Annotated in this window: 17 protein-coding genes; 9 read left to right on the top strand and 8 right to left on the bottom strand. The window is 73.0% G+C overall.

What is annotated here, in order from left to right; all coding sequences use genetic code 11:
- Positions 1–159: 159 nt before the first annotated feature.
- Entirely contained in the window at positions 160–1,017 is an 858-nt protein-coding gene (map, locus tag AB0E88_RS25205) for a type I methionyl aminopeptidase (protein WP_361634505.1), read from the bottom strand.
- A gap of 59 nt (positions 1,018–1,076) precedes the next feature.
- Here map and AB0E88_RS25200 point away from each other — a divergent pair, with 59 nt between their 5' ends.
- Complete coding sequence (locus tag AB0E88_RS25200) at positions 1,077–1,310, top strand: hypothetical protein (RefSeq protein ID WP_361634502.1); 234 nt, start codon at positions 1,077–1,079, stop codon at positions 1,308–1,310.
- Position 1,311: 1 nt separating this feature from the next.
- Here AB0E88_RS25200 and AB0E88_RS25195 read toward each other — a convergent pair whose 3' ends face one another.
- On the bottom strand, positions 1,312–2,532 hold the full coding sequence (locus AB0E88_RS25195) for an MFS transporter (RefSeq protein ID WP_361634693.1): 1,221 nt from the start codon (positions 2,530–2,532) through the stop codon (positions 1,312–1,314).
- 521 nt (positions 2,533–3,053) lie between these two features.
- A complete protein-coding gene (locus AB0E88_RS25190; RefSeq protein WP_361634499.1) occupies positions 3,054–3,656 on the bottom strand; it encodes a hypothetical protein in 603 nt (200 codons plus the stop codon).
- A 108-nt stretch (positions 3,657–3,764) separates the two neighbouring features.
- On the opposite strand from AB0E88_RS25190, the gene npdG reads away from it, so the two are divergent.
- Positions 3,765–4,469: an NADPH-dependent F420 reductase gene (gene npdG / locus AB0E88_RS25185; protein WP_361634497.1), complete on the top strand. Its 705-nt coding sequence runs from the start codon at positions 3,765–3,767 to the stop codon at positions 4,467–4,469.
- Positions 4,470–4,597: 128 nt separating this feature from the next.
- The gene (locus AB0E88_RS25180) at positions 4,598–4,786 is read left to right on the top strand and encodes a hypothetical protein (RefSeq protein ID WP_361634494.1); all 189 of its coding nucleotides are present in this window, start codon (positions 4,598–4,600) and stop codon (positions 4,784–4,786) included.
- Here the strand turns inward: AB0E88_RS25180 and AB0E88_RS25175 are convergent.
- A complete protein-coding gene (locus AB0E88_RS25175) occupies positions 4,771–5,538 on the bottom strand; it encodes a site-2 protease family protein (protein WP_361634491.1) in 768 nt (255 codons plus the stop codon). The genes AB0E88_RS25180 and AB0E88_RS25175 overlap by 16 nt on opposite strands.
- A gap of 143 nt (positions 5,539–5,681) precedes the next feature.
- Between AB0E88_RS25175 and AB0E88_RS25170 the strand changes: the two genes are divergently transcribed.
- Positions 5,682–9,071 carry a BTAD domain-containing putative transcriptional regulator gene (locus AB0E88_RS25170; RefSeq protein WP_361634488.1) on the top strand — a complete coding sequence of 1,130 codons (3,390 nt, stop codon included), beginning with the start codon at positions 5,682–5,684 and terminating at the stop codon, positions 9,069–9,071.
- A 27-nt stretch (positions 9,072–9,098) separates the two neighbouring features.
- Here the strand turns inward: AB0E88_RS25170 and AB0E88_RS25165 are convergent, their stop codons facing one another.
- Complete coding sequence (locus AB0E88_RS25165) at positions 9,099–9,914, bottom strand: ABC transporter permease (protein ID WP_361634486.1); 816 nt, start codon at positions 9,912–9,914, stop codon at positions 9,099–9,101.
- The gene (locus AB0E88_RS25160; protein WP_361634483.1) at positions 9,911–10,936 is read right to left on the bottom strand and encodes an ATP-binding cassette domain-containing protein; all 1,026 of its coding nucleotides are present in this window, start codon (positions 10,934–10,936) and stop codon (positions 9,911–9,913) included. Before AB0E88_RS25160 ends, AB0E88_RS25165 begins: the two co-directional genes overlap by 4 nt.
- 145 nt (positions 10,937–11,081) lie before the next feature.
- On the opposite strand from AB0E88_RS25160, the gene AB0E88_RS25155 reads away from it, so the two are divergent.
- Positions 11,082–11,543 carry an ester cyclase gene (locus AB0E88_RS25155; protein WP_361634480.1) on the top strand — a complete coding sequence of 154 codons (462 nt, stop codon included), beginning with the start codon at positions 11,082–11,084 and terminating at the stop codon, positions 11,541–11,543.
- Positions 11,544–11,868: 325 nt separating this feature from the next.
- Here AB0E88_RS25155 and panB read toward each other — a convergent pair whose 3' ends face one another.
- Positions 11,869–12,744: a 3-methyl-2-oxobutanoate hydroxymethyltransferase gene (panB, locus tag AB0E88_RS25150; RefSeq protein ID WP_361634477.1), complete on the bottom strand. Its 876-nt coding sequence runs from the start codon at positions 12,742–12,744 to the stop codon at positions 11,869–11,871.
- Positions 12,745–12,957: 213 nt separating this feature from the next.
- On the opposite strand from panB, the gene AB0E88_RS25145 reads away from it, so the two are divergent.
- The 4 genes from AB0E88_RS25145 to AB0E88_RS25130 all read left to right on the top strand — a co-directional run bounded on the left by AB0E88_RS25145 (position 12,958) and on the right by AB0E88_RS25130 (position 17,791).
- Positions 12,958–14,547, top strand: coding sequence for an MFS transporter (locus AB0E88_RS25145; RefSeq protein ID WP_361634474.1), 1,590 nt, complete (start codon positions 12,958–12,960; stop codon positions 14,545–14,547).
- A 58-nt stretch (positions 14,548–14,605) separates the two neighbouring features.
- Entirely contained in the window at positions 14,606–15,226 is a 621-nt protein-coding gene (locus AB0E88_RS25140) for a TetR/AcrR family transcriptional regulator (RefSeq protein WP_361634472.1), read from the top strand.
- A 178-nt stretch (positions 15,227–15,404) separates the two neighbouring features.
- Positions 15,405–16,457: an endonuclease/exonuclease/phosphatase family protein gene (locus tag AB0E88_RS25135; protein ID WP_361634469.1), complete on the top strand. Its 1,053-nt coding sequence runs from the start codon at positions 15,405–15,407 to the stop codon at positions 16,455–16,457.
- 125 nt (positions 16,458–16,582) lie between these two features.
- Positions 16,583–17,791: an MFS transporter gene (locus tag AB0E88_RS25130; RefSeq protein ID WP_361634466.1), complete on the top strand. Its 1,209-nt coding sequence runs from the start codon at positions 16,583–16,585 to the stop codon at positions 17,789–17,791.
- A gap of 37 nt (positions 17,792–17,828) precedes the next feature.
- Here AB0E88_RS25130 and AB0E88_RS25125 read toward each other — a convergent pair whose 3' ends face one another.
- Complete coding sequence (locus AB0E88_RS25125; RefSeq protein WP_361634464.1) at positions 17,829–19,583, bottom strand: NAD+ synthase; 1,755 nt, start codon at positions 19,581–19,583, stop codon at positions 17,829–17,831.
- Positions 19,584–19,939: the final 356 nt, after the last annotated feature.

Below are 19,939 nucleotides of genomic sequence, written 5' to 3'. Positions count from 1 at the left end.
GGACGACTCCCTGGTTGCCGACGGTCTGTCGGTAAGTTTACCGACAGACCGTCGGCAAAACACCGGAGCGGGATCACGGCACCCCGAGGACGGCGAAAGGCCCGCCCTCCGAGGAGAGCGGGCCACAGCGGGGGACCGGCGTCACGGCGAGGTGACGCGTCACGGCAGCGTGAGGATCTCCGCGCCGGTGTCCGTCACCACCAGCGTGTGCTCGAACTGCGCCGTCCGCTTGCGGTCCTTCGTCACGACCGTCCAGCCGTCGTCCCACATGTCGTACTCGTGCGTGCCCAGCGTCAGCATCGGCTCGATCGTGAACGTCATCCCCGGCTGCATCACGGTCGTCGCGTGCGGGCTGTCGTAGTGCGGGACGATCAGGCCCGAGTGGAACGAGGAGTTGATGCCGTGCCCGGTGAAGTCCCGCACCACGCCGTACCCGAAGCGCTTGGCGTACGACTCGATGACCCGGCCGATGACGTTGATCTGCCGGCCCGGCCGGACGGCCTTGATCGCCCGGTTCAGCGCCTCCCGCGTGCGCTCCACGAGCAGCCGCGACTCCTCGTCGACGTCCCCGACCAGATAGGTGGCGTTGTTGTCGCCGTGCACCCCGCCGATGTACGCCGTCACGTCCAGGTTCACGATGTCGCCGTCGCGCAGCACCGTGGAGTCCGGGATGCCGTGGCAGATGACCTCGTTGACGGACGTGCACAGCGACTTGGGGAAACCGCGGTAGCCGAGCGTGGAGGGATAGGCGCCGTGGTCGCACATGTACGCGTGCGCCACCCGGTCCAGTTCGTCCGTGGTCACACCGGGTGCGATCAGCTTCGCGGCCTCCTCCATGGCCCGCGCCGCGATCCGGCCCGCGATCCGCATCGCCTCGATCGTCTCCGGCGTCTGCACCTCCGGCCCGGTGTACGGCGTCGGCGCGGGCTTGCCGACGTACTCGGGGCGGCGGATGTTTCCGGGCACGGAACGGGTGGGAGACAGCTCCCCTGGTACGAGCAGCGACTGGCCAGACATGCCAGCGAGTCTAACCAGCGGGCATGGGGGAACATGTCGGTGGCGAGAGGAGCGAGGTCATGGCCCTGTTCAAGAAGCGCACGGCGGGCAAGCCGGGCGAGTGGTACTACTGCCTGGAGCACAAGAAGGTCGAGGAGGGCCCGGACTGTCCGGGCAAGGACCGCTTCGGACCGTACGCCTCCCGCAGGGAGGCCGAGCACGCGATGGAGACGGCCCGCGAGCGCAACCTCGAGTGGGAGAACGACCCCCGCTGGCACGACGCCTCCGCGGGCCGCACCCCCGAGGACGACTGAATCACGCCGAGGCGGCCTGCGCCGCGGCTGCGCGCTTCTCGCGCAGCCGCACCGCGTGCTCGTTCGTCCGCGCGTCGTACGCCATCAGCCGCGGCAGGCACAGCGCCAGCAGCGCCACCGCGCCCGCGCACAGCAGCCCGCCCGACCAGACCGACGCCCGCACCCCCCACCACGCGGCGAAGCCGCCCGATCTGACCTGGCCGACCGTCGGCCCGACCGAGTACGACAGCAGCTCGATCCCGGCGAGCCGGCCGCGCAGCTCGTCCGGGATCGTCTGGTTCCACATGGCGGAGCGGAAGATCCCGCTGACCATGTCGCAGCCGCCCGCCACGGTCAGGAACAGCAGCACCAGCCATACGTCGCCGACGACCCCGGCGGCCGCGATCGCCAGGCCCCACCCGGCGGCCGCCAGCACCACCGCCCGCCCGTGCCGGCGCACCCGTGAGGCCCAGCCGCCGGTCAGGCTCACCAGCAGCGCGCCGAACGGCAGGGCCGCGTACATCAGGCCCAGCGACCACCGCGCCTCCAGATCGTCCGCGAGGAACGGCAGCACGGCGAGTGGCATCGCGAGGAACATCGCCGCCAGGTCGATCGCGTACGTGCCGAGCAGCTCCTTGCGGCTCCACGCGTACCGGGCGCCCTCCGCGATCGAGCGCAGGGAGGGCCGGGCGGCCTCGTGGGAGGCGGGGGAGGAGGCGATGCGGACGACGTACAGCACGGACACCGCGAACGTGACGAGGTCCGCGGCGTACGCCCAGCCCAGGCCGGCGTAGGCGACGACCAGACCGGCGACGGCGGGGCCCGCCACCCCGCCCACCGTCCAGCGCAGCGAGTTCAGCGAGGCCGCCGCGGGCAGGTCGTCGTGCGCGACGATCCGCGGCCACAGCGAGTCCAGCGCCGGGCGCTGCACGGACACCAGCGCGGAGGACAGGGCGGCGACGAGATACAGCGGCCACACGGCCGGACGCGGCAGCAGCGCGTTGAGCAGCAGCAGCGCCGACAGCAGTCCCTGCCCGGCCTCCGTCCACAGGATCAGCTTCCGCTTGTCGAACGCGTCGGCCAGCGCGCCGCCGTACAGCCCGCACACCACCAGCGGCACCAGCTCCACGGCACCGATCGCGCCGACCGCCGCGGCGGACCCGGTCAGCTCCTTCAGCTGCACGGGCAGCGCGACGAACGTCAGGAAGCTCCCGAACCCCGAGATCAGCCCCGACATCCACAGCCGCCGGAAGTCGGCGGAGGCCTTCCAGGGCGCGAGGTCGGGCAGCAGCGCCCGAAGAGCGGAGGGGACGTTCACGAGACGCCATGCTCGGCGGCGGCGCGCCCGGGAGCAAACGCTTTTCCCACCCCCCGCCCTGCAACCCGGCCCCGCCCTCGGGCCTTCGGCCCTGGGTGCGGCCTCGGGCCTCGGGTGCGATCCCGGGCCCAGCCCCGCACCCGCCCGCTCGGGGCGGGCCGGGCCGGCGGCCCTGGCGCGGCTTCGAGCCCCGGCCCCGATGCGGGGCACAACCCCGGTCCCGGGCACGGCCCTGACGTCGGCTCGGGCCTGCCCCCGGCCTCGGGCCACGGGGTACAGCCTCGAGCCCCGGGCTCACACCCACCGAGCAGCCGGTGGCGGGGCCTGTGTCGGTGGTCGCATCGCTCCCGTAGGCGGGGGCGCCGTGGGGCCGGCCGGGGCCGGCCTCGGGGGCCGGCTTTCCGCGCCGGCCTCGCTGCCCGCGCCGGTGTGTCATCCCCGGTGGGTCACCAGGGCGCGGGCGGCGGGGCCGTCAGCGATTCCGCCAGCCGGGAGAGACGGTCGCGGAAGCGGCGGGGCGCCCTGCGGGCACCGGGCACCGTGTTCTCCCCGGCCGCCGCGCTCACCAGGTGCTGCACCGTGTCGAGATCCAGCTCCGCCCCGTCCGGCACCGTCAGCGCCTCGTGCGCCATCCCCGCCAGCTCGCCCTCCGTACCGCCCAGCGCCAGCACGGTCACCCCGGCCCGCCGGGCGTCGTGCACCCGCTGGAGCAGCGACGCCGGTTCGCCGGGCGCCACGACGAGCAGCGTCTCGCCCCGCCGCGCCGCCTCGATCCGGCCCGGCCCGACCGCCAGGTGCGCCGGATCCGACGGCCGCGCGTCGTGCCGCACGAGCGTCGGCGCCAGCTCCGGCGTCCCCGACCACGCGGCCTCGTCCACGAGATGCGCCGCGAGATGCCACGGCTCGTACTCCGGTGTGCCGACGAGCAGCAGCCCGCCCCCGTGCGACACGACCGATCCCCGCAGCGCCCCCGCGAACCTCCGCGTGGCCCCCAGCCACTCGGTCCCGGCGAGCACTTCCCGCAGCAGTGCGACCCGTACGGCGTCCATGGCCCGGCATCCTTGCGCAACCGGGCGTCCCGCGCCCCGGCTTCGGCCCGGGTTCGCCCGCAGAGGGGACGGACACGCTGCCCGCCGAGGGCCACGTATGGTCAGCACATGACCACTAGCGACAGCGCACAGAAGGCCCCCGCCAAGGACCCCTGGGACCTCCCGGACGTCTCGGGGCTCGTCGTCGGCGTGCTCGGCGGGACCGGACCGCAGGGCAAGGGGCTGGCGTACCGTCTCGCCCGGGCCGGACAGAAGGTGATCATCGGCTCACGGGCCGCGGAGCGCGCGCAGGCCGCCGCCGAGGACATCGGCCACGGCATCGAGGGCGCCGGCAACGCCGAGACCGCCCGCCGCAGCGACATCGTGATCGTCGCCGTGCCGTGGGAGGGCCACGCCAAGACCCTCGAGTCCCTGCGCGAGGAACTGTCGGGCAAGCTCGTCGTGGACTGCGTCAACCCGCTCGGCTTCGACAAGAAGGGCGCCTATGCGCTGAAGCCGGAGGAGGGCAGCGCCGCCGAGCAGGCCGCCGCCCTGCTGCCCGGTTCCCGGGTCACCGCCGCCTTCCACCACCTCTCGGCGGTCCTCCTCGAGGACCCGGAGATCGAGCGGATCGACACGGACGTGATGGTGCTCGGCGAGGCCCGCGCCGACGTGGAGATCGTCCAGGCCCTCGCCGGCCGCATCCCCGGCATGCGCGGCATCTTCGCCGGCCGGCTCCGCAACGCGCACCAGGTGGAGTCGCTGGTCGCGAACCTGATCTCCGTCAACCGCCGCTACAAGGCGCACGCGGGCCTGCGTATCACCGACGTGTGAGCCATGGGGGACACTGGGGGCGTCGCTGATGCCCGCAGTGTCCCGCCACCGGTCAGGGTGCGGTCCCGCGAGCGGCCCCGACGCACCGCCCACCTGACCACCGACCGTCCCGACAGGAGCCGACCCCCATGCCCCGCCTCGCCCTCTACGCCCTCGCCGTCTGCGTCCTCACCGTGGTCGCGGCCGTCGTCTCCTTCGTCCAGGGCAGCTGGCTGGGCGTCGTCTGGGTGCTGCTCGCGGGCGTGTCGTCCAACATGGCCTGGTACTACCTGCGGCGCGACCGCGCCTCCGCCCGGACGGCTCACCAGAACCGGTAGAGTTCCCGGCCCCAGTACGCGTCGAAGTCGCTCACCCCCAGCCCGCGCAGGATCGCGTGCACCGCGTCGAAGAACACGGTGTTCACCGACGGCACCCACAGCAGCGCGAACACGAACAGCAGCCCGAACGGCGCATACGGCTCCACCTGCCGCTTCACCCTCGCCGACAGCCACGGCTCGAGCACGCCGTAGCCGTCCAGCCCGGGTACCGGCAGGAAGTTCAGGATCGCCGCCGTCACCTGCAGCAGCGCCAGGAACGCCAGCGCGTACCGGAAGTCGCCGGGCATGCCGTCCGGCGAGCCCAGCCAGAACGGGGCCGCGCACACCACGGCGAACACGACGTTCGTCAACGGGCCGGCCGCCGAGACCAGGCTGTGCCGCCAGCGGCCCCGGATGCGCCCCCGCTCGATGAAGACCGCGCCGCCCGGCAGCCCGATCCCGCCCATGATCAGGAACACGACCGGCAGCACGACGCTCAGCAGGGCGTGCGTGTACCTCATCGGGTTGAGCGTGAGATACCCCTTCGCGCCCACCGTGACGTCCCCGCTGTGCAGCGCGGTGCGCGCGTGCGCGTACTCGTGCAGACACAGGGAGACGACCCACGCCGCCGTCACGAACAAGAACACCGCCACACCCGGCTGCCCGGCGAAACCGCTCCAGGCGGCCCACCCCGCCACCGCCGCCACGGCCACGATCCCGAGGAAGACAGGACTGATCCGGCGGTCACTGCGACGGGTCGCGGCGGTCGTCATGGGGCTCCTGACTGGGGTGGGCGGCGGCACGCGGGTCGACCGTACCGGTGACGCGGGGAGAACGTCCGGCGGGGCGCCCCGGGTTCCGGCCGGCCGGGGCGCGTCCAAAACCCGGGAGCGGTGCACCCGCGTCCCCCGACACAATGGACCCCGTGCGCTACCGCATCCTCGGCACCACCCAGGTACTCCGCCCCGACGGCTCGGCCGTCGCGCTCGGCGGGGCGCGGCTGCGTGCCCTGCTGACCGTGCTCGCCCTGCGGGCCGGCCGTACCGTGCCCGCGACGCTGCTCGTGGAGGAGGTGTGGGCCGGAGACGACCCGCCGGCCGACGCGCCCGGGGCGCTGCAGGCGCTGGTCGGGCGGTTGCGCCGGGCGCTCGGCGCGGACGCGGTGGCCTCCGTCGACGGCGGCTACCGCCTCGCCGCCGGCGCCGACGACGTCGACCTGCACCGCTTCGAGCGGCTGGCCGGCGACGGACTGCGCGCCCTGGCCGACGGCGACCCCGCCAAGGCGGCCGCCCTGCTGGACGACGCCCTCGCCCTGTGGCAGGGGCCCGCCCTCGCCGACCTGCCCGACCGCACCGCCGAGGCGGCCCGCTGGGAGACCCGCCGCCTGGACGCGCGGCGCGCCCGGCTGACCGCCGCGCTCGCGCTCGGCGAGGCCGACCAGGCGCTGCCCGAGCTGACCGCGCTGTGCGACACCCACCCCCTGGACGAGCCGCTGCAGGCGCTGCGGCTGCGCGCCCTGCGCGACACCGGCCGCACCGCGCAGGCCCTCGCCGCCTACGACGAGATACGCCACCTCCTCGCCGACCGCCTCGGCTCCGACCCCGGCCCGGAACTGCGCGCCCTGCACGCGCGGCTGCTCAGCCCGCAGGAGACGCCCCACGGCACGCCCGCCCCCCTCCCGACGGCCGCCGGCCCGCGCGACGTCCCGCCGGCCCCCGCCGCCCACGGCACGCCCCCGGCCGTCCCGTCCCCGCCGGCCCCGCGCCCCGCGGCCTCCGCCCCGCAGCCCCCCGGCAACCTCCGCGCCCGGCTGACCTCCTTCGTCGGCCGGGAGACGGACATCGAGGCGATCCGGCAGGATCTCGCCACCGCCCGGCTGGTCACCCTCCTCGGGCCCGGCGGGGCCGGCAAGACCCGGCTGTCGCAGGAAGCCGCCGAGACGGTGGGGGATGTCGCCCGCGACGGCGTCTGGCTCGCCGAACTCGCCCCCGTCGACGACCCGGCCGCCGTACCCGAGGCCGTCCTCACCGCCGTCGGCGCCCGCGAGACGGTGCTGCGCGGCGCCGGCGCCGAGGAGATGCGGGCCGTGGCCGAACGCCACGACGACCCCGTCGTCCGCCTCGCCGAGCACTGCGCCCGGCGCCGCATGCTGATCGTCCTCGACAACTGCGAACACGTCGTGGACGCCGCCGCCCGCCTCACCGAGGAGCTGCTGGCGCGCTGCCCGGACGTGACGGTGCTGGCCACCAGCCGCGAACCCCTCGGCGTACCGGGTGAAGTCCTGCGTCCCGTCGAGCCGCTACCCGAGCCGGTCGCGCTGCGGCTGCTCGCCGACCGCGGCGCCGCCGCCCGCCCCGGCTTCCGCGTCGACGCCGACGAGGAGACCGCGGCGGCCTGCGCCGAGATCTGCCGCCGCCTCGACGGCCTGCCGCTCGCCATCGAACTCGCCGCGGCCCGGCTGCGCATGCTGACCGCGCGCCAGATCGCCGACCGCCTCGACGACCGCTTCCGGCTGCTCACCTCCGGCAGCCGCACGGTCCTGCCCCGCCAGCAGACCCTGCGCGCGGTCGTCGACTGGTCCTGGGACCTGCTCGACGAGGACGAACGGGACGTCCTGCGGCGGCTGTCCGTCTTCGCCGGCGGCTGCGACCTGCCGGCCGCGGAGGCCGTGTGCGGCCCCGCCGCCTTCGACGCGCTCGCCTCCCTCGTCGACAAGTCCCTCGTCGTCGCCACCCCGACCGGCGAGGACGGCTCCATGCGCTACCGGCTGCTGGAGACGGTCGCCGAGTACGCCGCCGAACGCCTCGACGACTGCGGTGCCCGCGCCGACGCCGAGCGCGCCCATCTGACGTACTTCCGCGAACTCGCCCGCACCACCGACCCGCAGCTGCGCGGCCACGGGCAGCGCGCCGCCATCGAGCGCATCGAGCGGGAGTACGAGAACCTGCGCACCGCCCTGCGGCACGCCGTCGCCGCCCGCGACGAGCAGGAGGCGCTGTGCCTGGTGCTGTCGCTGTGCTGGTACTGGCAGATGCGCGACCTGCGCATCGAGACCCGCAACTGGGCCGCCGAGGTCATGGCCCTCGGCCCCGACCCGTTCACCGAGCCGGTACGCCCCGCCCTCCCGCTGTGGGAACGCTGCACGGACGCGCCGCCACCGATGACCGGCGAGGTGCTCGCCGAGGCCCGCCGCGGCGTCCACCTGGTGCACCTCGCCTGCATGGACACCGAGATGGACGCCTGGAAGACCCCGCAGGCGCAGGAGAAGCTGCGGATCGTGAGCGAGACGTACGTCCCGGGCCTGCCGCAGGTCTGCCGTCCGCCGGGCTACGTCTGGTTCTTCGCCGTGGTGCTCAGCGGCGACATCGACCGGATCCACACGATCAGCGACGCGGCCGTGGCGACCTGCCGCACCCGCTCCGACCACGAGTGGGAACTCGCCCTCTGCCTCCAGATGCGCGCCAACCTCCTGGCCAACCGCACCGACTGGGCCGGCGACGCCGCCGCCGACGCCGACGAGGCCCTGGAGATCTTCCTCCGTCTCGGCGACGACTGGGGCGTGGCGGAGTCGCTGTCGGCGCGCGGTGAGGCCCACGAGCGCAAGGGCGAGTCCGCGGCGGCCGCCGCGGACTACGAGGCCGCCGGCGCCGTCGCCGAACGGCTCGGCGCCCGCGCCCAGCAGGCCGTGCTCACCGCCCGGCTGGGCACGGCGCTGCTGGAGGCGGGCGACCCGGAGCGCGGCGAGGCGCTGCTGCGCGAGGTGGCCGACCAGCCGGAGGGCATGGTGACCGAGGCCATGCCGGCCGCCCGGCTGTTCCTCGCCGGCTGGCTGAGCGTCACCGGCCGCACCGCGGAGGCCCGTGAGCTGATCCGGCGGCTGCGGGAGGACTTCGGGCCGGCCTCCTTCTTCGTCTTCGACGGTTTCATCCTCACCCAGGAGGCGTGGCTCGACGTGGTCGACGGCCTTCACGACGAGGCGCTGTCCAAGACCCGCCGGGCGCTGGAGCAGGCCAACGAGCCGCTGTCGCGCACGATCGTGCCGCACATGCGCGCCCTGTGCCTGGTCCTCGCCGCCGCCGCCCTGGCCGGCAGCGACGGCGGCGCCCGCGCCCGGGACGGCGCCCGCTGCCTGGGCGCGGCCGAGACGCTGCTGCCGCGCGGCCATGTCTCCGGCTTCGCCGAACGCGCCGCCCGCGCCCGCGCCGAGCAGGAGGTCCGCGCCGCGCTCGGTGACGACGAGCAGTACGCCGCCGCATACGCCGAGGGCGCCGGCCTCTCCCCCGAGGAGGCCGTCGCCCTCGTATGACGCGCACCGACGCCCGCGCACGCGGCGTCAGTTCTTGGTGCGGAACTTGTGGATGGCGACCGGCGCCATCACCGCGGTGATCGCCACCGACCAGGCCACCGTCACCCACAGGTCGTGGGCGACCGGACCGCCGATCATCAGGCCGCGCGCGGAGTCGGCGAGCGTGGACAGCGGGTTGTAGTCGGTGAAGGCCTGCAGCCAGCCCGGCATCGACTGCGTCGGCGCGAAGATCGACGAGCCGAACTGCAGCGGGAACAGCACCAGGAAGCCCATCGCCTGCACGGACTGCGCGTTCTTCAGGATCACGCCCAGCGTGAGGAACACCCACATGATGGAGGACGCGAACAGCGCGGACAGCCCGATGGTCGCGAACAGTCCCGGCCAGTTGGTGATGTCGAACCCGACGAGCACGGCGACGATCATCAGGACGGCCGTGGCGAACAGCATCCGCCCCAGCTCCACGGTGATCTTCGCGAAGAGCACGGAGCCGCGCCCGATGGGCAGCGTGCGGAACCGGTCCATGACACCGCTGTTGAAGTCCTGGCTGAAGCCGGTGCCGACACCCTGCGACAGGGTCATGCTCATCATCGCGATCATGCCCGGGATGACGTACTGCACGTACTGGTCCTGGCCGCCGCCGAGCGCCTGCCCGATGGACCCGCCGAAGACGTACACGAACAGCAGCGTGAAGACGACCGGCATCAGCAGCGCGTCGAACATCGACTCGGGGTCCTGCCGGATCCACAGCAGGTTGCGGCGGATGAGGGCGCCGGTGTGCCGCAGGTGCCCGCGCAGCGGGATACGGGCGTCGGTCGCGGTCGGGGTGACAGTGGCGGCGCTCATACGGCGACCTCCTGGCGTTCGTCGGCGGGCTCGGCGTCCTGCGGGGCACCGGCGCGGTGGCCGGTGAGGGAGAGGAACACCTCGTCCAGGCTGGGCAGTTCGGTGGTGATGGAGGACAGCGTGATGCCGCGCGCGGTGACCGCGCCGACCACGGCGGTCAGCTGCTCGTCGCTGAGGACCGGCACCAGCAGGGCACCGCTCTCGGTGTCCACGGTGGTGGTGGCGAGTCCGGTGATGCCCAGCTCGTCGAGCATCCCGGCCAGCGGCTGGAGCTCGCGCGGGTCCAGCGGACGGACCCGCAGCGTGCGCCCGCCGACCTTCGCCTTCAGCTCCTCGATGCCGCCGCCGGCGATGACCTTGCCGCGGTCCACGACGGTCAGCTCGGAGGCGAGCTGCTCGGCCTCCTCCATGTACTGCGTGGTCAGCAGCACGGTGACGCCGTCGCCGACCATCCGCTTGACCTCGTCCCACACCTCGTTGCGGGTGCGCGGGTCGAGGCCGGTGGTGGGCTCGTCCAGGTACAGCACGGCCGGGTGGCCGATCATGGAGGCGGCGAGGTCGAGGCGCCGCCGCATGCCGCCGGAGTAGGTCCCCGCGGGCCGCTTGGCGGCCTCGGTCAGCGAGAACCGCTCCAGCAGCTCGTCGGCGCGGGCCCGGGCGTCCTTGCGGGACAGGTCGAGCAGCCGCCCGATCATGTACAGGTTCTCCCAGCCGGGCAGCTTCTCGTCGACCGAGGCGTACTGCCCGGTGAGGCCGATCACCCGCCGCAGCTGCCGGGGCTGCCGGATCACGTCGTACCCGGCGACGAACGCCTCCCCGGCGTCCGGAGTCAGCAGGGTGGACAGAATCCGCACGAGCGTGGTCTTGCCGGCGCCGTTCGGCCCGAGCACACCCATCACGGTGCCCTCGCGCACGTCCAGGTCGACGCCGTCCAGCGCCTTGGTCTCGCCGTAGTGCTTGACCAGCCCCCGCACGGTTACGGCGCTGCCCGCGCCGCCGGGGTTGTTGTCGATTCGCGTCATGACCACGACGGTGTCAGCCCGCACCGACAAACCACCGACAGACGCCCGACAGCCCGCGGAGGCCACCGACATCCCACCGACATGTCACACACGGGGCCTGCGGTTCGTCATAGGGACGACGACACGGACGAGGAAGGACACGGCCATGAACGACACGGTCATGAGGGACACGGCCATGAGCGACACGGCCATGAGCGGGAGCACGCCCTTCAGCCGGATGCACGACGCGGTGAACAGCGGCGACCTGGAACTGGTCGAGAAGACCATCGACGAGGTCTGCGACCCCGGTCTGGTCTTCCACGCGCCGGTGCCGACGGGCGTGAGCGGGGTGCAGGCCCTCAAGCAGGTGTGGCGGGTACTGCTGCCCGCCTTCCCCGACCTGCGCGTGGAGATCGAGGACGTGATCACCCAGGGGGACAAGACCGTCTACCGCAACACGGTCACCGGCACCCACCTCGGCGACTACCGCGGCCTGCCCCCGACCGGCCGGCCCGTCCGCTACGCCGAGATCTTCGTCGTACGCCAGAAAGCCGGCCGCATCACCGAAATCCGAGGCGTCGTCGACACCCTGACCCAACTCCGCCAACTGGGCGCCATCGAGGCGTGAGGAGGGGCGGTGGCCGACGCGAGCCCGCACCCCCGCCCGCGCCCACGGACCGACGGGCCGTGCACGGGGGGCCGGGGGCGGCGGAGTCCGCGGGGGCGCTTGCGGAGCATACGGCGGGGCGGAGCGGTGGCTCTTGGCTTCGAACAACGGGTGGGTGGGAAACGCCCCCCGGCGTCCGGGGGCGGAGCCCCTGGGCCGGTCACGGGACCCGCCGCGGCCGCGCAGCGCACGGCCCCGCCGGCGGGGGAAACCGGCGGGGCCACTCGGCGTTGGCTTCAGTCGACGTTTCCCCTGCGAGGGAGGGAGCCGTCAGCCGACGGAGTCGTCAGTGGACGGAGTGCTCCTCCAGCGGGAACGTGCCGCCGACCACGTCACCGGCGAACGCCCTCGCCGCGTCGCCCATCACGGACCGCAGGTCGGCGTACTGCTTGACGAACTTCGGGACCCGCCCGCCGGTCAGCCCGAGCATGTCGGTCCACACCAGCACCTGCGCGTCCGTCTCCGCGCCCGCCCCGATGCCGACCGTCGGGATGTGCAGCACCCGGGTCACCTCGGCGGCCAGCTCGGCCGGCACCAGCTCCAGTACGACGGCGAAGGCGCCCGCGTCCTGGACGGCCTTGGCGTCCCGCAGCAGCTGCTGCGCCGCCTCCTCACCGCGCCCCTGGACGCGGTAGCCCATGGCGTTGACGGACTGCGGGGTCAGCCCGATGTGCGCCATCACCGGGATCCCGGCCTCCACCAGGAGACGGATCTGCTCGTGGGAGCGCTCACCGCCCTCGAGCTTCACGGCGCCGACCCCGGCCTCCTTCACCAGCCGGGTCGCCGAGCGCAGCGCCTGCACCGGCCCCTCCTGGTAGGAGCCGAACGGCAGGTCCCCGACGATCAGCGCACGCCGGGTGCCGCGGACGACGGCCGCGGACAGCATGGTCATCTGGTCGAGCGTGACGGGCACGGTCGTGTCGTACCCGAGATGGCAGTTGCCCGCCGAGTCGCCGACGAGGAGGACCGGGATCCCGGCCTCGTCGAAGACGGACGCGGTCATCGCGTCGTAGGCGGTCAGCATGGGCCACTTCTCGCCCCGCTCCTTGGCGGCGGCGATGTCCCGGACGGTGATGCGGCGGTTGATCTTGCCCCCGTACAGCGCCTTGCTGCCGTCGGAGGGACCGCTCTGCGTGTGCGAGGCAGCCGGAAGCTGCGTCATGGCACGGCTCCTAACGTCATCTCGAGGCACCCTGACGGTGTCCCCGGACCACCTCCATGGTGGCACCTCGTGCCAGTCGGAGCCAGGGGGCCCCGCCATGGGCCGTGTCACGCGCCCGGGGAGGGCCTTCGCGCGCGCCGACCCGACGTAAGAACCGGGTAAAAACATTTCGATACGACACGGTGCCGTATCGAAAATGACTACGCTCGTCCCATGACCACTCCCGCCGTCTCCGCCCCCCGGATACCCGAAGCCGTGCACCGGCGCCGCTGGGCGATCCTCGCGGTCCTGATGCTCAGCCTGCTGATCGTCGTCCTGGACAACTCGATCCTGAACGTCGCGATCAAGACGATCTCCACCCCGGCCCCGACGGGCCTCGGCGCCACGCAGAGCGAGCTGGAGTGGGCGATCAACGCCTACACCCTCGTCTTCGCCGGCCTGCTGTTCACCGCCGGCCTGCTCGGCGACCGCCTGGGCCGCAAGAAGGTGCTGCTCGGCGGTCTCGCGGTGTTCGGCATCGGCTCCGCGCTGGCCGCCGAGTCCGGCTCCCCGGCGCAGCTCATCGCGTTCCGCGCGGTGATGGGCCTCGGCGCGGCCTTCGTGATGCCGGCCACCCTCGCCGTGCTGATGAACGTCTTCGAGCGCGAGGAGCAGCCGAAGGCCATCGGCATCTGGGCCGGCGGCGTCGGCCTCGCCATCGCCATCGGCCCGATCACCGGCGGTCTCCTGCTCGCCCACTTCTGGTGGGGCTCGGTCTTCCTGGTCAACGTGCCCATCGTGCTCCTCGCCCTGGCGCTGATGCTGTGGCTGGTGCCCGACTCCCGTGACCCGAACCCGGGACACGTCGACCCGGTGGGCGTCGTCCTGTCCGTCGTCGGCCTGGTCCTGCTGGTCTACGGCATCATCAAGGGCGGCCAGCTCGCCGACTTCACCGACACCACGGTGCTCGCGACCATCGCGGCCGGTGTGCTGGTCCTCGCCGCGTTCGTCGTGTTCGAAAAGCGCAGCGACCATCCGTCCATCGACGTCACCTACTTCAAGAACAAGGTCTTCTCCGCCGCCATCGGCGCGATAGCGCTGGTCTTCTTCGCGCTGATGGGCGTGACCTTCTTCTCGGTCTTCTACACCCAGAGCGTGCGCGGCTACACCCCGCTGCAGACGGGCCTGCTGATGCTGCCGCTGGCCGCCGCCCAGATGATCTTCGCGCCCCGGGCCCGGCTGCTCGTCGACCGCTTCGGCAACCGGGCCACCACCACGGCGGGCATGCTGGTGATCGCCGCGATGCTGGCGGCGTTCGCGACGCTCGAGGCCGACACCCCGATCTGGCTGCTGGAAGTGATCTTCTTCCTGATGGGCACCGGCATGGCGCACATCATGACCCCGGTCAGCGTCGTCATCATGCAGGCCCTGCCGCGCGAGAAGGCCGGCTCGGCGTCCGCGCTCAGCAACACCTTCCGCCAGGTCGGCGGCGCCCTCGGCATCGCCGTCCTCGGCTCGGTGCTCTCCACGGCCTACCGCAACGGCATCGAGGACAAGCTCGGCGCGCTGCCCGCCGGCCTGCGCGACGTCGCGGGCGAGTCCATCGAGGCCACCCTCGGCGTCGCCGCCAAGCTCGGCCCGCGCGGCAAGGACCTGGTCGGCCCGGCCAACGACGCCTTCCTGCACGCCATGCACGTCACCGCCCTGTGGGGCGCCGGTGTGGCCGTCGTCGGCGCGGTCGTCGTGGCGCTGTTCCTGCCGGGCCGCCCGACGGAGGGTCAGCGCGGCAAGGAGGAGCCGGAATTGGTCGCGGCCGCGGAATAGACCGCTCCGGCGGGGGACAATTCCCGCAGGCCAGGAACGGACGAAGGGACGGGACGACGTGAGTCTTGCCGACAGCCGCAGCGAGGCCCCGGCCCGGGGCCGGCCTCGCAGCGAGGCCGTGGAGCGCGCCATCCTCGAGGGGGCGATGAAACTCCTGGAGGAGGGCGTGCCGCTGGCCGAGTTGTCCATCGAGCGCATCGCGCGCACCGCGGGCGTCGGCAAGGCCACCATCTACCGCCGCTGGAGCGGCAAGGAGGAACTGTTCGTCGACGTCATCCGGGCCGCCGAACCGCCGGACCCGGTGCTGCCCGGCACCTCGACGCGCGACGACCTGATCGCCCTGCTGGAGTCGCTGCGGCAGCGCGCCCTGGCCAGCCGGTCCTCGGCCCTGCTGCACAACGCGCACGTGCAGATGAAGTCCAGCCCCCGCATCTGGGCGGCCTATCACGCCAACGTCATCGTGCCCCGGCGCAACCTCGGCCTGGACGTGCTGCGCCGGGGCCGCGAGGACGGTGAGATCCGCGCCGACGTGGACCTCGAACTGGCCAACGACATGTTCGTCGGCCCCCTCCTCATGCGCACCCTGCTGCGACCCGAGGCCGACCTGCCCGAGGGCCTGGCGGAGAGGATCGTCGACACGGTCATGGAAGGACTACGCCCCGTCAGTTCACAGCCGTAATGTGCAGGTTTCGTCACAACCCCCGTGCCCGGGGGCGTAAACGGAACTTCGCGCGCCACCCCATTCGTCCTCGTGCCCGTACGGCCGTCGCGAGACGGCAGGGACAGAGCCGATCATCCCCTAGGGTCGTAAGGGCGCGGGGGACGACGGTGTGCACGGCAGGTAGTGAGGCGACGGTATGGCGCAGCAGGCATACGTGACGGAGACGGCCGACGGTGGCGCGGGGGACCAGCGCCCGGGAACCCGGATCCGGCGCGTGGCGGCCCGCTGGCTGCGCTCCTGGCGCGGCGACGTACGCATCTGGCGGCGCGGTCTGCTCCTCGCGGCGGTCGCGGTGGCCCTCGCGCTGGTGATGCTGATCCACTCCCGCATCCCCAACACCTTCGGCAACCTGGGCAGCCTCACCGAGACGTTCCTGCCCTGGCTGGGAGTGCTGATCCCGTTCCTCGTCCTGGGCGCCCTGGTCCGCCGCTCGGCGACCGCCCTGATCGCGGTGGTGCTGCCCGCGATCGTGTGGCTGAACCTGTTCGGCGGGCTGCTCAGCGACAAGAGCGGCAGCGGCGGCGACCTGATGGTGGCCACCCACAACGTCAACGCCGACAACCCCGACCCCTCCGGCACCGCCCGCAAGGTCGCCGCGTCCGGCGCGGACATGGTGGCCTTGGAGGAGATCAAGGCGTCCGCGGTGCCCACGTACGAGCAGGCGCTGGCGGCCACCTACCCGCACCACGCTGTCGTGGGCACGGTGGGACTGTGGAGCAAGTACCCGATGTCCGGCGTCGAGGCCGTGGACATCCGGCTGGGCTGGAAGCGGGCGATGCGCGCCACCGTCGCCACCCCCGAGGGCCCGGTCGCGGTGTACGTCGCCCATCTGCCGTCGGTGCGGGTCAAGGCGGCCGCGGGCTTCACGGCCCGGCAGCGCGACAAGAGCGCCGACGCCCTCGGCGAGGCCATCGCCGAGGAGAAGCTGCCCCGGGTGATCCTGCTCGGCGACCTCAACGGCACCATGAACGACCGCGCCCTGAACGCGGTCACCTCCCAGATGCGCTCCACGCAGGGCGCGGCCGGTGACGGCTTCGGCTTCAGCTGGCCGGCGTCGTTCCCGATGGCCCGGATCGACCAGATCATGGTCAAGGGTGTCGAGCCCGAGCGCTCCTGGACCCTGCCGGCCACGGCCAGCGATCACCTCCCGGTCGCGGCCCGTGTGAAGGTGACCACAACGGGCTCGTAAAACCGCAGGTCGCAGCAGAGCCGTAACTTCGGCGCCATCGGGCGGAACACTCCGCCTGAGAGACTTTGTTCCGAATGGAAACATAGAGAGTTTCCGAACGTCCCCAAAGTCTCGAAAGGTACTTCATGCCCCTGGCCCTGCTCGCCCTCGCCGTGGGCGCCTTCGGCATCGGTACGACCGAGTTCGTGATGATGGGGCTGCTGCCCGACGTCGCGGACGACCTGCACATCTCCATCCCCGCCGCCGGCCATCTGGTCTCGGCGTACGCCCTGGGTGTCGTCATCGGCGCTCCGCTGCTCGCGGCGCTCACCGCGCGCATGTCGCGCCGTACGGTGCTGATCGCCCTGATGGTCCTGTTCGTCGTGGGCAACGCGCTCTCCGCGTTCGCCCCCACCGATGCCACCCTGCTCGCGGCCCGCTTCCTCAGCGGCCTCCCGCACGGCGCCTTCTTCGGTGTGGGAGCCGTGGTCGCGACCACCATGGTGGCGCCGGAGCGCAAGGCCCGCTCGGTCTCGCTGATGTTCCTCGGCCTGACGGTCGCCAACATCGCGGGCGTCCCGGTGGCCACCCTGATCGGCCAGCACCTCGGCTGGCGGGCAGCGTTCCTCGGTGTCAGCGTGATCGGCCTGGCCGCGATCGCGTCCCTGGCCGCGCTGATCCCGCACGACCACACGCACGCGTCCGCCACGGGCCTGCGCGGCGAACTGGCCGCCCTGCGCTCGGTGCCGGTCTGGCTGGCCCTCGGCACGACGGTCGCCGGCTTCGGCGCGCTGTTCGCGGCCTACAGCTACGTCACGCCGATGCTCACCGACGCCGCCGGCTACGCCGACGCGAGCGTGACCGTCCTGCTCGCCCTGTTCGGCGTCGGCGCGACGATCGGCAACCTCCTGGGCGGCCGTCTGGCGGACCACTCGCTGCGCGGCACCCTCTTCGGCGGCCTGACGTCCCTGGCCGTGGTCCTCGCCCTGTTCCCCCTCCTCATGCACACGCAGATCACCGCGGCGCTCGCCGTCGCCCTCCTCGGCACGGCCGCGTTCGTCACGGGCTCCCCGCTGCAGCTGATGGTGATGGAGAAGGCGCAGGCGGCCCCGTCCCTGGCCTCCTCGGCCAACCAGGCGGCGTTCAACCTGGCCAACGCGGGCGGCGCCTGGATCGGCGGCCTGGCCCTGGCGGCCGGCTTCGGCACGACGTCCCCGGCGCTGGCCGGCGCCCTGCTGGCGGTGCTCGGCGTGGGCGTGGCGGCGGTCGCCTACGCGGTGGACCGCAGGTCCCCGCAGGAGGGCCGCGTCGTGGCGGCGCACGTCCCGCACGAGGCACCCACCCTGCACCACTGACGACGAACGGGGGCGCCCCGAGGCGCCCCCGGCCGTCTCAGACGGACTCCCGCCACCCGTTCGTGATGGGCAGCCGCCGGTCCTTCCCGAACCCCTTCGGCGAGATCTTCGTCCCCGGCGGGTACTGCCGCCGCTTGTACTCGGCGGTGTCGACCATCCGCAGCGTCCGGGCCACCAGCTCCGGGTCGTACCCCGCCGCCACGATGGCGTCGGCCCCCAGATCCCGGTCCACGTACAGTTCGAGGATCGCGTCCAGCACCGCATAGTCCGGCAGCGAGTCCGTGTCCACCTGCCCCGGCCGCAGCTCGGCGCTCGGCGGCTTGGTGATGGAGTTCTCCGGGATGGGCGGCGTCTGCCCCCGTGCCTCGGCGGCCCGGTTGCGCCACTCGGCGAGCCGCCGGATCCACGTCTTGTAGACGTCCTTGACGGGCCCGTACGCCCCCACCGAGTCGCCGTACAACGTCGAATACCCGACCGCCAGCTCGGACTTGTTGCCCGGCGCGAGGACGATGTGCCCCTCCTGGTTGGACAGGGCCATGAGCAGCGTCCCGCGCAGCCTGGACTGCAGGTTCTCCTCCGCGAGCCCGGTCAGCTCGGCCGCGGCCATGTAGGCGTCGAACATGGGCGCGATCGGCACGGTACGGAAGTTCAGTCCCGTCCGCCGGGCCAGCTCGGCGGCGTCCCCCCGGGAGTGCTCGGAGGAGTACTTGGACGGCATGGCCACGCCGTGGACGTTCTCGGCCCCCACGGCGTCACAGGCGATGGCCGCGACGAGCGCGGAGTCGATCCCGCCGGACAACCCGATGAGCACGGACCGGAACCCGTTCTTGCGCACATACGCCCGCAGCCCCACGACGAGGGCCGAGTAGACCTCCTCCTCGTCGTCGAGCCGCTCCGCGTGGCCGCCGCCGTGCTCGGGCGCGTACGGGGCGACCGGCTCCTCGGACAACACGACCCGATCGATGCGCAATCCGTCGTCGACCACCCCCTCGGGAGCCTGCGGATCGGCGGCGGGCAGCTCCAGATCGAGCACCACGCACCCCTCGGAGAACTGCGGCGCCCGCGCGACGACCTCCCCGTCACGGTCCACGACGATCGAGTCGCCGTCGAACACCAGCTCGTCCTGGCCGCCGACCATGGCGAGATAGGCGGTGGTGCAGCCGGCCTCCTGCGCCCGTTTGCGGACCAGCTCGAGCCGGGTGTCGTCCTTGTTGCGCTCGTACGGCGAGGCGTTGACGGAGACCAGCAGCCCCGCCCCGGCGGAACGCGCCGCCGGCACGCGCCCCCCGTCCTGCCACAGGTCCTCGCAGATGGCCAGCGCGATGTCCACGCCGTGCAGCCGCAGCACGGGCATCGAGTCACCGGGCACGAAATAGCGGAACTCGTCGAAGACGCCGTAGTTCGGCAGGTGGTGCTTGGCGAAGGTGAGCACCACGTCGCCCCGGTGCAGCACCGCGGCGGCGTTCTGCGGCGCACCGGCCGGCTGACCGTACTTCGGCTGTGCGGTCTCACAGCGGTCGAGGTAGCCGACGAGCACGGGCAGCTCCCCGAGCCCCTCCTCGACGAGCCGCGCGGCGAGCGAACGCAGCGCGGTACGGGACGCCTCCACGAACGACGACCTGAGCGCCAGGTCCTCGACGGGGTAGCCGGTCAGCGCCATTTCCGGGAAGACCGCGAGATGCGCCCCCTGCTCGGCGGAGTGCCGGGCCCAGCGGACGATCGTCTCGGAGTTCCCGGCGAGGTCGCCGACGCGCGAGTCGATCTGATTCAGAGCGAGACGAAGTTGAGGCACACGGCCAGTCTAATCGTCACCTCGACATAATGTCCCCGACGATTTCCCGCGGCGGCCCCTGCCGGCCCCGAAAGGAGCGCCGGCGCGCGCGGGTGCGTCGTGGCCACTCGCGCAGTTCCCCGCGCCCCCAGGGGGTTGCGGTCGCACCCGACCCGGAAGGGCCGACGGCCCGCACCGGACCCGCAGGGGCGACCACCCCCCGAAGGGGAAGGGGCGACGGCCCGCAGTCGCCGACGGCGGGAAGGGGCCGGGGTGGGGGGTGTCCGCCCGCAGCGGCCGGCACCGGGCAACGGCGCCGTATCGAGTGACGGGCGGCCGGACCGAGGACGGACACCCCCCACAACGGAACAGCACAC

Source organism: Streptomyces sp. NPDC028635 (assembly GCF_040637635.1).
Taxonomy (GTDB): Bacteria; Actinomycetota; Actinomycetes; order Streptomycetales; family Streptomycetaceae; genus Streptomyces.
This window is presented reverse-complemented; position numbering and strand designations above follow the sequence as displayed.